The organism is Bacillus sp. V3B (genome assembly GCF_024494465.1).
In the GTDB taxonomy this organism is placed as follows: Bacteria; Bacillota; Bacilli; order Bacillales; family Cytobacillaceae; genus Bacillus_BD.
In genome coordinates this window covers 149,787-163,328 of the sequence record NZ_JAETXM010000001.1, presented here as the reverse complement: position 1 = coordinate 163,328, position 13,542 = coordinate 149,787, and the positions used below count along the sequence as shown (strand labels likewise).

The 13,542-nt window shown below is 38.3% G+C and carries 11 protein-coding genes and 1 other annotated feature; of the genes, 3 read left to right on the top strand and 8 right to left on the bottom strand.

Annotated elements, in window-relative coordinates; genetic code table 11:
• Positions 1-4 precede the first annotated feature (4 nt).
• Together JMM81_RS00785 and JMM81_RS00780 are read left to right on the top strand one after the other, a co-directional pair.
• Positions 5-442: a PulJ/GspJ family protein gene (locus JMM81_RS00785; protein ID WP_256239606.1), complete on the top strand. Its 438-nt coding sequence runs from the start codon at positions 5-7 to the stop codon at positions 440-442.
• Positions 442-1,635: a FapA family protein gene (locus JMM81_RS00780; RefSeq protein ID WP_256239605.1), complete on the top strand. Its 1,194-nt coding sequence runs from the start codon at positions 442-444 to the stop codon at positions 1,633-1,635. The genes JMM81_RS00785 and JMM81_RS00780 overlap by 1 nt, the downstream gene beginning before the upstream one ends.
• Positions 1,636-1,883: 248 nt before the next feature.
• Here the strand turns inward: JMM81_RS00780 and JMM81_RS00775 are convergent, their stop codons facing one another.
• Positions 1,884-3,188 carry a bifunctional folylpolyglutamate synthase/dihydrofolate synthase gene (locus JMM81_RS00775; RefSeq protein WP_256239604.1) on the bottom strand — a complete coding sequence of 435 codons (1,305 nt, stop codon included), beginning with the start codon at positions 3,186-3,188 and terminating at the stop codon, positions 1,884-1,886.
• Between the two features lie 121 nt (positions 3,189-3,309).
• Positions 3,310-5,955 carry a valine--tRNA ligase gene (locus JMM81_RS00770; protein ID WP_256239603.1) on the bottom strand — a complete coding sequence of 882 codons (2,646 nt, stop codon included), beginning with the start codon at positions 5,953-5,955 and terminating at the stop codon, positions 3,310-3,312.
• Between the two features lie 48 nt (positions 5,956-6,003).
• Positions 6,004-6,331 (bottom strand) — a binding site (T-box leader).
• A 184-nt stretch (positions 6,332-6,515) separates the two neighbouring features.
• Between JMM81_RS00770 and JMM81_RS00765 the strand changes: the two genes are divergently transcribed.
• Positions 6,516-6,707: a hypothetical protein gene (locus JMM81_RS00765; RefSeq protein WP_256239602.1), complete on the top strand. Its 192-nt coding sequence runs from the start codon at positions 6,516-6,518 to the stop codon at positions 6,705-6,707.
• 13 nt (positions 6,708-6,720) lie between these two features.
• On the opposite strand, the gene ysxE is transcribed toward JMM81_RS00765, so the two are convergent.
• The 6 genes from ysxE to hemC all read right to left on the bottom strand — a co-directional run bounded on the left by ysxE (position 6,721) and on the right by hemC (position 13,536).
• A complete protein-coding gene (gene ysxE, locus JMM81_RS00760) occupies positions 6,721-7,755 on the bottom strand; it encodes a spore coat protein YsxE (protein WP_256239601.1) in 1,035 nt (344 codons plus the stop codon).
• A gap of 25 nt (positions 7,756-7,780) precedes the next feature.
• Entirely contained in the window at positions 7,781-9,268 is a 1,488-nt protein-coding gene (locus JMM81_RS00755) for a LysM peptidoglycan-binding domain-containing protein (protein WP_256239600.1), read from the bottom strand.
• A 130-nt stretch (positions 9,269-9,398) separates the two neighbouring features.
• Entirely contained in the window at positions 9,399-10,688 is a 1,290-nt protein-coding gene (gene hemL, locus JMM81_RS00750) for a glutamate-1-semialdehyde 2,1-aminomutase (protein WP_256239598.1), read from the bottom strand.
• 147 nt (positions 10,689-10,835) lie between these two features.
• The gene (gene hemB, locus JMM81_RS00745) at positions 10,836-11,810 is read right to left on the bottom strand and encodes a porphobilinogen synthase (protein WP_256239596.1); all 975 of its coding nucleotides are present in this window, start codon (positions 11,808-11,810) and stop codon (positions 10,836-10,838) included.
• Positions 11,811-11,821: 11 nt separating this feature from the next.
• Positions 11,822-12,604, bottom strand: a complete 783-nt coding sequence (locus tag JMM81_RS00740; RefSeq protein ID WP_256239595.1) for a uroporphyrinogen-III synthase — start codon at positions 12,602-12,604, stop codon at positions 11,822-11,824.
• Positions 12,601-13,536, bottom strand: a complete 936-nt coding sequence (hemC, locus tag JMM81_RS00735) for a hydroxymethylbilane synthase (RefSeq protein WP_256239594.1) — start codon at positions 13,534-13,536, stop codon at positions 12,601-12,603. The genes JMM81_RS00740 and hemC overlap by 4 nt, the downstream gene beginning before the upstream one ends.
• Positions 13,537-13,542: the final 6 nt, after the last annotated feature.

Sequence of the window (13,542 nt, the reverse complement as noted above, 5' to 3'; positions counted from 1 at the left end):
AACAATGATGAAACAAAATCAACGAGGAATTACTTTAATTGAATTGTTGATAACCCTAGCAGTTCTTTCGATGATAGGTATTTTAGTATGGGGTGTCTTTTTTCAAGGAACAAATTATTCTAACAAAGCCATGATAAAGAATCAAATGCAACAAGAAGCCAATATCATCATGACAAAATTAACTAAGATTCATCAAACATCTGATTCATATGAAATTGATTCACTTGATACATGTAGTTTTACCGTCAAAGATAACGATGGATCAACTGAAGTATTTGAGCATGATCGATTATGCTTTAGCGTTAGTACGAATGTTCCAAATCCCATTCATTCAAACGATGACGATGTGGAATTAGAACTAACAATTTATGATAATAAAGATTCGAAAAATACATTAACAATACACGCTTTCTTATACCGTTTAAAGGGTGGTGATTCTTGATGAAAAAAATCATAAAAGATAATCGAGGATACGCACTTGTTACAGTACTATTAATCATCACTATCTTTATGATGCTTGCCCTTTCATTTATAGGGCAGTCCGCCAACAGTATAAAGCAAAATAAAATGGTTGAAAAAAACTCACAGTCTGTTGCGCTTGCCGAGATGGGTATAACTTATTATCAACACGCAATAGAAAATGCTTATTCAGATGTTAAAAAGAATATCACTGAATTAATTGAAGGTGATATAAATAACAATCAAGTTAAACCTGAAGGCTATTTAGAGACAGCTAAAAGCAATTTCATTACAGCGATTGAAAATATTGCGAAAAAAAAGTATCCAACAGATGATCCTCTTCATACTTTCTTTCAAATTGAAAATCTAGATATAGATACTAGTGGAGAAAATGGAAATATACAAATTAAATTTAGTTCTGTAGGGGGAAAGAACCAAGAAAAGACTAAACTAAGCGCTATTATGGATTTCACCCTAACAAAGGTAACATTAAATCAAGAAGAGGAAGAAGAGAGTGGGGATAATCTTTTACCTGACTTTAATGAAGTGAAACAGTTGGAAAATATTTGTAATTATCCACAAAATGACTACTCAGATTGTAAAACGATTGTACTAGATGGGACCACACCTTTAGATTTGGGAAATGGGAACAATCATAATAACATGAATACACAAATAATCTATTCTACTGGTGCCCTAGAATTTGATGGTAATAATGTTAATAATATGGATAACATGAAAGTTCATGCTGAGGGTAAAATTGATATTCACCAAAATATGCAAAATGTAACCTCTTCAATAATTGAAACAAAGGGAGCAATAGATATTGGAAATCATTTAGATTTAGAAGGTTCAAGGTTGCTTGTAGGTGGAGACCTTACTATCGGCCAACACTTAACACTTACATCTCATTCTAACAAAGGTTCTTTCGTCTATATTGAAGGGAATGCAACTATAGATAATCAACTGACAATTAACAATAATTCAACCATGTGTGTAGGTGGTATATTAAAAATAGGGAATACGGTTCAGACATATGAATTAGGATTACCCAATGGAATCTATACCAAGGATCATCCCGATTTTAACGATACATGTGGAAGTGTAGCTTCCACTATACTAGAACTAGATTGGGGAGAAATGAGTCCCCCTATTATCATTAATTATGAATATTAACTTACTAAAAATAATCCAAAGAGAGCGAATAAATCTTGCTTTCTTTGGGTTATTTTAATAAAGGCTGTTTTAAACAATCATGTTGATGCTCCAATGGCCTTTGGTATACATATCCATTAAGTGATTCATACTGAATCAAATACATGCCGCATACACCAAAGGCCATCGATCAACAATAATCATTGACAAAGCCTTAATAAAAATGGTGTCACACTTCGAAAAAGACTAATATTTTTCTTCATCTATCTCTATATAAATGTTTCCCGAAGAAAAGATTTTACTTGTGAGATAAAGTAGAGTGAGCCTGTTACAACAAGGATTTCATTTTCTTGTACCTTTTTGAACTCCATTGTTAGGATCTCTTTCCAATTTTCATGATATTTCTTATTAGCTGAACCACTTAAATGAAACAAAGCTTCTGCTGTTGATGCCCTTGGATAATCAAAACTAACGAATGTGATTTCATCAGCAATCCTATCGAGTTTTTCAATCATCCCATCTAATTTTTTATCAGAAAGAGCTGAAAAAACCAGCTTAATTTTCTTATCCTCATAACGTTTTGACAGTTCTTCCGTTAATGCGGTAACCCCTTCTTCATTATGTGCCCCATCGAGAATAAGGATCGGGTTATCTGATACCAATTCAAAACGACCTGGCCAATACGCATCCTTAAGTCCTTCACGAATATCGTTTTCGCCAATCCGAAGAGCATGTTCTTTGTCTAATAACATAGCCGCTTTCACAGCAAGGGAAGCATTTTCCGTCTGATGTTTTCCAAACATAGATATCGCTAAATCTGACAACGTTCTATCCTGATCACTCCAGGTAAACGTTTCTCCTGATTCAATCGATACATGGTTTGTCACATTAAAATCCTTCTCGGAAAAATAAGTTGGCACTTGTAATTCGTCTGCCCGCTTCCGAATCACTTCTTCTGCATCCTCTTGTTTAACTGCAGAAATCAAGCTTGTCCCCTCTTTAATAATCCCTGCTTTTTCAAAGGCGATCTCTTTATGGGAAGTTCCTAAAAATTGAATATGGTCTAAGCCAATATTTGTGATAATCGAAAGGAGTGGATGGATGACATTCGTTGAATCAAAACGCCCCCCTAGTCCGACTTCAAAAATGGCTATGTCAACTGAATGTACGCTTCCAAAATAATAGATTGCCATCGCTGTAATAATTTCGAATTCTGATGGACCGCCTAACTCCGTATCCTCCAATTCAATGGATAGAGGGTATATCACATTTGCCAGCTCAACAATTTCTTCGTCTGCGATAGGTACTCCATTTATACTAATGCGCTCATTAAACTGCTCAATATAAGGCGATGTAAAGGTACCTGTCTCATAGCCCGCTTTTTCGAGAATACATCGCAAATAAGTAACCGTCGAACCCTTGCCATTCGTTCCCCCAATATGAACAGCAGTCATCTTCTGTTCTGGATGATCAAGCCTCTCCAACATCCACTCCATTCTCTTTAAGCCTGGCTTAATCCCTACACGTAGTCGGGAATGAATCCAATTCAGTGCTTCTTCATATGTATGAAACATGGCTGTCTCTCCTAAAAATGCTGATTTTAAAAAACAGTTTTGCGCTATTCACTACACGCTTGTTTTACAAAGTCTTTTCATAAGGAAGACGAATTCCTTTGAAAGGAATTCGTCTCGTTCATTATTCACCTTTTAATTCGTTTAAACGCTCTTCAACAGCTGCTCGTTTTTCGGCATAGTCTGTTTGTTTTGCTTTTTCTTCTTCAATGACCTTCTCAGGTGCTTTTTTGATAAAGCCTTCATTGCTCAATTTCTTCTGCACCCGTTCAACTTCTTTATTTAGTTTATCCCATTCCTTCTGAAGGCGAGCAATTTCTTCGTCCAAATTAATCAGACCTTCAAGTGGAAGGATGATTTCCGCTCCTGTCACAATCGATGTCATTGCTTTATCTGGAACGGCTACTTCCGTTGCTAGTAGTAATTCTTCTGGGTTACAGAAGCGCTCTAGATAGGCTTTGTTTTTCTCTAAGATCGCTAGCACAGCTTGATCCTTCGCCTTCACAATCATTTTAATTTTCTTGCTCATTGGCGTATTCACTTCTGCGCGACTGTTACGTACAGAACGAATCATTTCAACAAGCAACTTCATTTCTTCTGCCGCTTGGTGGTCGGTTAAAGAAGAATCAACTTCCGGCCATTTTACCATTGTAATGGACTCTCCTTCATGTGGAAGGTTTTGCCAAATTTCCTCGGTAATAAATGGCATGAACGGATGCAATAAACGCATTGTGTTATCGAGAACATAAGCAAGAATGGAACGAGTTGTTTTCTTCGCTGCTTCGTCTTCCCCATAAAGTGGAAGCTTCGCCATTTCGATATACCAGTCACAGAACTCATCCCAAATAAAGTTATAGAGGACACGACCTACTTCACCAAATTCATAGCGCTCAGAAAGCCTTGTAACGGTTTCAATCGTTTCATTTAAGCGAGTTAATATCCATTTATCGGCAACTGATTTCTCACCCGTGATATCGATCTCTGCATATTTCAAACCGTCCATATTCATTAAGGCGAAACGAGAAGCATTCCAAATTTTATTGGCAAAGTTCCAAGTGGATTCAATTTTCTCCATGCTAAAGCGTAAATCTTGACCAGGTGAGCTTCCTGTTGCCAAGAAATAACGAAGCGCATCTGCACCGTATTGATCAATCACATCCATTGGATCAATTCCGTTGCCTAAAGACTTACTCATTTTTCTGCCTTCTGCATCACGGATCAAACCATGAATGAGGACGTCTTTAAATGGACGCTGTTCAGTAAATTCAATTCCTTGGAAAATCATGCGTGATACCCAGAAGAAAATAATATCATAGCCTGTTACAAGTGCAGCTGTTGGATAATAGCGTTTATAGTCAGCCGCATCCTCATCAGGCCAGCCAAGAGTGGAGAATGGCCATAGAGCCGAGCTGAACCATGTATCTAAAACATCATTGTCTTGTTCCCAATTTTCAGGATCTGCTGGTGGTTGTTGATTCACATAAATCTCGCCTGTTTCTTTATGGTACCAAGCAGGAATTCGATGTCCCCACCAAAGCTGACGAGAAATACACCAATCACGAATATTCTCCATCCAGCGTAAATACGTTTTTTCAAAGCGATCTGGGACAAAGTTTACTTTTCCATCGTTTTGTTGCAATTCAATTGACGCATCAGCAAGTGGCTGCATTTTCACAAACCATTGTGTCGATAAATACGGTTCCACAACCGCTCCACTACGTTCTGAATGTCCAACAGAATGAAGATGATCTTCAATTTTAAATAATACGCCTTGATCTTGAAGGTCTTTGACGATTTGCTTACGACATTCAAAGCGGTCTAGCCCATTATATTTGCCTGCTTTTGCATTCATCGTACCATCTTCATTCATCACAAGAACGCGTTCTAAATTGTGACGATTACCGACTTCGAAGTCATTCGGATCATGGGCAGGGGTAATTTTCACAGCACCTGAACCAAATTCCTTATCAACATAATCATCAGCAACAATCGGAATTTCACGACCAACGATTGGCAAGATCACTTTTTTTCCAATTAGGTGCTTGTAGCGCTCATCTTCTGGATGAACGGCAACTGCTGTATCACCTAGCATCGTTTCCGGACGAGTGGTAGCCACTTCGATTGAGCCCGAACCGTCTGCAAGCGGATAATTCATATGATAAAAGGCCCCTTGGACATCTTTATAGATAACTTCAATATCGGAAATCGCTGTTTTCGTTGCAGGGTCCCAGTTGATGATATATTCACCGCGATAAATGAGCCCTTTTTTATAAAGCTTCACAAACACTTCATTTACGGCTTTTGAAAGACCTTTGTCCATTGTAAAGCGTTCACGTGTATAATCAAGCCCAAGCCCTAGCTTTGACCATTGCTCACGAATAAACCCAGCATACTCTTCTTTCCATGCCCATGTTTGTTCCAGGAATTTTTCTCGTCCTAAATCGTAACGACTTTTCCCTTCCTCACGCAATTTCGCTTCTACTTTTGCTTGCGTAGCAATTCCGGCATGGTCCATCCCTGGTAACCAAAGCACATCGTAGCCTTGCATCCGTTTCATTCTTGTGAGAATATCTTGCAAAGTTGTATCCCAGGCATGCCCTAAATGGAGTTTCCCTGTTACGTTTGGTGGTGGAATAACGATTGTGTACGGTTGTTTTTCTTGATCCGTTTTTGCCTCAAAGTATTTTCCTTCTAACCACCATTTGTATCTACCATTCTCAATCGTATTTGGATCATATTTGGTAGGCATCGTTACTTCTTTCTGTTCCATGCTATTTTCCTCCTGTTTGTTGACAATATAAAAAACCCCACTCGTCACTAAAAGGACGAATGGAGCTGCGTTCGCGGTACCACCTTTTTTCCAGCACAAAAACAACCTGCCGGCACTTATAAGGATAACGGAATTCCGTCTTTTACTACTCGAAAAACGCAAGTGCCTTCGAAACAAGACAAGCTTGTTCCTGTACAGCTGAAGCCGGACACTATTCTAACTTTAAAAGATTACCTTTACTGATCTTTTAAATATTCTTTCGCAAAAGAAGCTCAAGGGTGACTTTCCAATGGTTTTACTTAGAAAACCTTTCAGCTACTAGTTTTCCTCTCTTAAAGCAAGTGATCATTGTACTCTTCCCTGTCAGTGCTTGTTATGTAATTAAATCTATTCTTAATATTATCTAAAAAAGAGACCAATCGTCAATAAGCTTCCCCTTATTTTTTATTTTTTATTCTTTATTCATAAGAATCCTTTTTTTGTCCAAAAATAGGTAACACTTATCACTAACTCAAAACATAAAATAGGCTAAGGATGATTTTCACAAGGAGGAGAAAGGGTTGAAAAGACGTTATAATCCTTATACGCTTCCACCATGGTTAAGAACCTGTAGAGCGGTTTTCCAACAATTTGCTATTCCATTTAGCATTTTTCAAGGAATCCGTACAATACTCATTCCTACAACATTTGATGTCCTCTTATTAGCAGTATTCATTTTAATTGCTGTCGCTTTCCATCTTGAAATACTCTAAAAAAACCCGGAAATTATTGCTCATTCCGGGCTTCTTCTTGTTTCTTCAGTCTTTCAATTTCATCGATTCGACTAACAACATATTCAGTGTTTTTTAATAGCCAATACTCCTTCTGCAACTTTTGAACAGCCTTCCGTTCATTTCTTTTTTCATTCTCACGAAAAAAACGTTCAGCTGTTTTGATCACAGGACCTGGATGAGCTAAATAGCTTAAAAACAAATGCATTTCCTCCTCCTTAAGAGGAAAGTATTTAAAATACGTATACACCCATTCAACAATTTCTTCTGGGCTTTTTGGAAATCCCCTTAAAGATTTTGCTAAAAACGGCAATAAATCATGGGAAGGTGAGCCGATATTGGCCTGTTCAAAATTAATAAAATACCCATAGCCTTTATCATCATATAAAAAATGATCATCGGCCATCTTCCCGTGTATGATGACAACCCGTGCTTTTTCGTGCTCTTTCGTTGCCTCATACCATTCCTTCAATTTCTTTTTTGAAAATTTCAGCGCTTGGTTAATGTCATGGTAATAGGAACAAAACATAAGTTCAATTGGAGCCATGTATATTTTTCTTTCACAAGCCTCTAAATAACCTTCTAGAAATTCCTCTTCACGTTCTAGATCTTCAACTGTTTTTTCATAATGCGCTGTACGCGCCTCTTGACTTACCGTTATTTCATGAACTGAGAGGGAATGTAAGCGAGAAAGTTCACGAAATAACCGATGATTGCGTTCAATGGGATCTCCCTTTTCTTTATTTGAAAGCCATGGCATCAAATAATAAAGCGCATTTTCATAGAGAATCGCATAGCGCCCATCCAATGTTGGATAAATGGGAACAATCCGATTATATCCTTTCTGATACAGACTTTGGACATAACGGATAAAATCGATTCCATGATGGGGATTAATTTTTTTAAAAGCAAAAACACCATGATTAGAATATACTTTTTGAATATTACCCATCTCTTCGACAAAATAAGGTTCGATCCCATAGCTTTTTAACATGTGTTTCACTTTTTTCAAACTGTTCGTTTCTCTCATATGATCCCTCTGTCTGCTTTGGGATTTACCTTTGGCTTTGAGCGATTGGGATATATAATACCTGCCCTTCATATATATCTTGATTCAATTCCATCTCATTCACCCTTTGCAACTGAGCTACAGGGACATTATAGCGTTCAGATATGATATCAAGATTATCGCCGTTCTGAACGATACACATCTTTAACATTGTATGCTCTTCTTCTTCCTTACGAGCAAAAAACTCCGATAGTGTGAGACTTTGTTTGTTTTTCCATTTTTTATTCTTTTGCTTAGCTTGTTGCTCTGGTGAAGATGAAGACGAGGATGAAGATGATTCATTATCTACTAATGAATCGACTGCATCGACTACATCGACTACTTTTTTCTTAAGTGTTCCAAAAAGAACACGATCATCTTCTACAGCCTCTTCTATATTCTCTTCTGATACTGGAGTTGGTCTTTTTTCTTCGTTCTGCTTGGATGAAAAAGTAATTTCAGGATAAATATCTTTAATGGACTCATTATCCTCCAAATTCACAATTTCTTCATCCGCTATTTCATCAATTTCTTCATTGACTTCTTCCCTGACTGCTTCTATCACATCCTCCATTATATCTTCCTGTTCTATATCTTCCTGTTTGTAGATTACTTCTTCATTTAAACCTTCTTGTTCAGAGACCTGTTCTTCATTCAAGTCTTCTTGTTTAGAAGCCTCTTCTTCACGATTCACTACTTCTTCTTCTTTTTCATAAACATTTACTTTGGGTTCCACATCTTGTCGTTGATACACATACTCAGGTTGACTAACCTCATCCTCTAGATTGTGAGCTTCTTGTTCCAATCCTTCTGCTTCCTTATTCTGGACTTCAACTTGAGGTTCTTTTCTAGCTTCTACCTCAAAAGGTTTGTAAAACTCAGTTGATTCCTCTTCAGCCAACAATGGTTTTTCAAATGGAGACGGTCTTTCACTCACTTCTACTTCAGGTATGACGGGTTCCTGAAATAGCGGTTCTAATTTAGGGATTTCTTCCATTTCCTCTAATTCCTCTAATTCTTCTTCCTCCTCTCTGTCCGTTTGTTCCTCCAATAGTTCGTGTTGCTGTTCACCATATAACCCCGTAATCATAAGATCTGCAGATAACATCAGACAGCTTCTCTCGGGAAAAGCATAATCAAACGTTTCAACAAAAACATCAATTTCTTGTAATTCTTGAATTCGATTTTTTGGAATTGTCACTTCAACTGGAAAATGGTGTGAAAATAAATGAATCCCTTCTTCTCTTACTTCTACCGCTTGAATAATTTTAGGATTTGTAAAATAATCTACTTCTTCCTCTAAATTCATTTCTTCACGGTTATATTCACCTGATAATTCCAGCGATCCTTTTATCGTTACATACTGATCGCTTTCTTGAATCGAAATATTCGGATCAAGGGCAATCGATAGTAATTCATCTACTTCCTGTCCTTTTTGAAACCAGACCGATTCTTCTAATGTGAATCGTAAATGAGATTGATTTCCATACGACAAAGCGACTCCTCCCTTCCAGTGCTCATGTTAATCACCATGTCATTAACACTTTATGAAAGAAGAAGAAAATTTATGATATTTCAACAAAAAAACACCCATTAACAGCTGGGTGTTTTTTATTGAATCTATATTAACTACGTAATTTTGAAAAAGCATGTTCAATGGCTTGAATTGTTTTTTCGATATCTTCATTTGTATGGGCGGTAGATAAGAATAATCCTTCAAATTGAGAAGGAGGAAGAAAGACTCCTTGTTCCGCCATTTCTCGGTAATACGAGGCAAAAAAGTCTAAATTAGATGTTTTTGCACGATCATAATTGATTACTTCTTCATTTGTAAAAAAGAAACCAATCATCGAGCCTGCACGATTAAAAGTAAGTGGAACCTCATACTTTGTCGCGGCCGCTTTAATACCTGCTTCTAGTCGATCACCTTTACGCTCAAATTCCTTGTAATGTTCAGGTGTCAATTGACTAAGCGTTTCATAACCAGCAGTCATTGCAAGCGGATTACCAGACAATGTACCTGCTTGATAAATGTTTCCGCTTGGTGCAACTTGTTCCATAATTTCAGCCTTACCACCATAAGCTCCCACTGGCAGCCCACCACCGATGACTTTGCCAAGACATGTGATATCAGGCATGATATTAAAATAGCCTTGTGCACAGTTGTAACCAACACGAAATCCTGTCATCACTTCATCAAATATTAAGAGGGAACCGTACTGCGTTGTTATTTCCCTGAGTCCTTCTAAAAAGCCAGGTTGTGGTGGGACGACTCCCATATTTCCTGCAACTGGCTCAACAATGACTCCAGCAATATCTTTTCCGAATTGTTCAAATGCGTATTTTACTCCCTCTAAATCATTGTAAGGTACGGTAACCGTATTTTTGGCAATGCCTTCTGGTACACCAGGGCTATCTGGAAGACCTAATGTTGCGACACCTGAGCCTGCTTTAATTAATACAGAATCCGAACTTCCATGGTAACATCCTTCAAATTTCAAGATGATATTACGACCTGTATAGCCTCTCGCAAGTCTTAGCGCACTCATGGTTGCTTCTGTACCAGAAGATACCATACGAATCATTTCAACAGAAGGGACCCGTTCTTTTACAAGATTCGCTAGCTTATTTTCCGTTCGTGTTGGTGCACCAAAGCTTGTACCTAACTCTGTCATTTTCTTTAAGGCTTCGACAACCTGTTCATTAGAGTGTCCTAAAATAAGAGGGCCCCATGAAAGAACATAGTCAATGTACTCATTACCATCGATATCATAAATTTTGGAGCCTTTCCCTCTTTCCATAAAAATCGGATCCATGTTAACCGATTTAAAGGCACGAACTGGACTATTTACGCCACCAGGCATTAATGTTTTCGCTTCTTGAAAAGCTTGTTTTGATTTTTCATAAGAGCGCATAGGATCCCTCTTTCCTTAAATAATATTATTTTCTCATTTATCATGACTAGGGGGCTTTTCTTAGTGACCGGTTTTCCCTGTTTGACTCTTGTTCGACCCCTTTTCGGCACCGTGAGCCTCTATTCGTAATGACTTTTTGCGCAACGATTATTCCGATAGCCAACGAGCAGCCTCTTTTGCGTGGTATGTAATAATCAAATCACTGCCAGCTCGCTTCATTCCTGTTAACATTTCCAATACAACTGCTTTTTCATCGATCCAACCATTTTGAGCAGCAGCCTTTACCATCGAGTATTCCCCACTTACATTATATGTAACAACCGGCAAATGAAATTGATTCTTCACATCACGAACAATATCAAGATAAGGCATTCCTGGCTTTACAATAAGGAAATCTGCGCCTTCGTTCACATCAGATTCTGCCTCACGAAACGCTTCTATTCGATTGGCTGGATCCATTTGGTATGCTTTTCGGTCACCAAATTGAGGTGTACTGTCAGCTGCATCACGGAATGGACCATAAAAGGCTGAAGCATATTTAACCGCGTATGACATAATCGGTACATTTTCAAAGCCAGCTTCATCAAGACCTTGGCGAATCGCTGCCACAAATCCATCCATCATGTTCGATGGCGCAATAATATCTGCACCCGCACGAGCTTGGCTTACAGCCGTTTGCGCAAGCAATTCAAGTGATGGATCATTTAATACTTCCTCATTCTCAATCATGCCGCAATGTCCATGGCTTGTATACTCACATAAACAAGTATCTGCAACGACAATAATATCAGGATAACGCTCTTTAATAAAACGAGTCGCTTCTTGTACAATGCCGTGATCATGATAAGCACCTGTGCCACATTCATCTTTTTCAGAAGGAATCCCAAATAATAACACTGATTTAACTCCTAATGAAACAACCTCATCCATTTCTTCCGAAAGTCGATCAAGTGAAAATTGAAAAATTCCTGACATGGAGGAAATCTCATTTTTTATAGCATTACCTTCAATTACAAAAACTGGATAAATTAGATCCTCTACTCTTAAAAAGTTTTCTCTTACTAACGCACGCATATTAGCGGTTTGTCGCAATCTCCGATGACGAGTAAATTGTAAAGCCATTTGAACTCCTCCTATAATGATGATTCTCTCTTAATATAATAAGCAATCTCCCTTAGCATATGCTCAACCGTATAAACAGCTGGTACCGCATGGACAGTCAGTCCCCAGCTTTCTGCCCTTTTTTTCGCTACTGGACCAATACATGCAAACATACAAGAGGTAATCCTGTTAAACAAATGGTATTGCTCCACTACCTCCATAAAGTGATCGACCGTTGATGGACTTGTAAAAGGAATAATATCCAAATCTCCATTTAAAAGCATTCCTGCCAAAGCCGCTTTACTTTCTGGCGGCAAATAAGTGTCATAAACAATTAATTCATCAACTACTGCCCCAAGACAAATCAACCGTGAAGAAATATAATTACGGGCAAGATTGCCTTTCGGAATGAGCACCTTTGTCCCAGGCCCAATCATAGTAGAAAATTCAGTTACAAATGCTTCTGCGACATATTCAGTTGGAAAGAAATCAACTTTCCAACCTTTTTCCTCTACTACTTGGGCTGTTTTCTCGCCAATAGCTGCTAGTTTAGGAAATACTGCCCTAGGGCCAGACCAATCTGATAAAAAAGTTTCCACCGTTACTTTACTGGTGAAAATAATCCAGTCATACTCTCGTATATTTTTCAATACAAATTGAAGCTCCGAGCAATCTGCCGTTGGTTTAAAAGCAAGCAAAGGGATTTCAACTGGAGTTCCCTCGTATTTTCTCACCATTTGTGCAAAAGCTTTTGCACTACTTTTTTCTCTTGGAACTAAGACCCTCTTATTTTTTAAGGAGAGAGAGGAGGTCATTCACCCTCAAGCTCCTCTTTCACTTCGTTGATTAGGTTTTTAGCCCCTTTTTCAATCAGCCTATTCGCTAAACGCTCACCAATTTCTTCATGATTTTGTCCAACTTCTATCTCTTTATAAATCGTTTTTCCATCTGGTGAAGCAACAAGACCCGTTAGCGTGATTTCATCCTGATTATTCAGCTCGGCAAAACCAGCAATAGGTACTTGACAGCCACCTTCCATTTTATTCAAGAAAATTCTCTCCGCAAGGACCGTCTGCTTCGTTTCTGTACAAGTGAATTTCTCAAGTAATGCTAGTAACTCTTCATCACTGCCACGACATTCAATCGAAAGAGCACCTTGTCCAACAGCTGGTAAGCACACCTCTGGCTCTAAAAACTCTGTTACAACATCCTTTGCCCAGCCCATTCTTGCTAGTCCTGCTGCGGCTAAAATGATCGCATCATACTCTTCATTTTCTAGCTTAGCTAACCTTGTATCAATATTGCCTCTAATCCATTTAATCTCTAAATCAGGTCGTTTCGCAAGTACCTGTGCGCCTCTACGCAAACTGCTCGTACCTACAATAGCACCTGGCTTCAAATCAGCTAGTTTCACATGATCTTTGGAAATAAGAGCATCACGGTGGTCTTCCCTTTTTGGAATACACCCAATTACAAGTCCTTCAGGAAGAACGGCAGGCATGTCTTTCATACTATGTACAGCCATATCAATTTCTTGATCAAGCATCGCTTGTTCAATCTCTTTAACAAATAACCCTTTCCCTCCCACTTTTGAGAGGGTTACGTCCAAAATACGATCACCTTTTGTTACAATTTCCTTCACTTCAAAATCGAATGAATCATCCAATTTCTTTAATTGCTCAATAACCCAGTTCGTTTGTGTTAACGCAAGCTTGCTTCGTCTTGAACCAACAATAATTTTCCGCATAAGTGC

Bases quoted from the DNA above. Each gene is read 5' to 3' on its own strand.
- JMM81_RS00780 (WP_256239605.1), top strand. From the start codon at position 442: ATGAAAAAAATCATAAAAGATAATCGAGGATACGCACTTGTTACAGTA.
- hemB (WP_256239596.1), bottom strand. From the start codon at position 11,810: ATGGCTTTACAATTTACTCGTCATCGGAGATTGCGACAAACCGCTAAT.
- ysxE (WP_256239601.1), bottom strand. From the start codon at position 7,755: ATGAGAGAAACGAACAGTTTGAAAAAAGTGAAACACATGTTAAAAAGC.
- hemL (WP_256239598.1), bottom strand. From the start codon at position 10,688: ATGCGCTCTTATGAAAAATCAAAACAAGCTTTTCAAGAAGCGAAAACA.
- hemC (WP_256239594.1), bottom strand. From the start codon at position 13,536: ATGCGGAAAATTATTGTTGGTTCAAGACGAAGCAAGCTTGCGTTAACA.
- JMM81_RS00740 (WP_256239595.1), bottom strand. From the start codon at position 12,604: ATGACCTCCTCTCTCTCCTTAAAAAATAAGAGGGTCTTAGTTCCAAGA.
- JMM81_RS00775 (WP_256239604.1), bottom strand. From the start codon at position 3,188: ATGTTTCATACATATGAAGAAGCACTGAATTGGATTCATTCCCGACTA.
- JMM81_RS00770 (WP_256239603.1), bottom strand. From the start codon at position 5,955: ATGGAACAGAAAGAAGTAACGATGCCTACCAAATATGATCCAAATACG.
- JMM81_RS00785 (WP_256239606.1), top strand. From the start codon at position 5: ATGATGAAACAAAATCAACGAGGAATTACTTTAATTGAATTGTTGATA.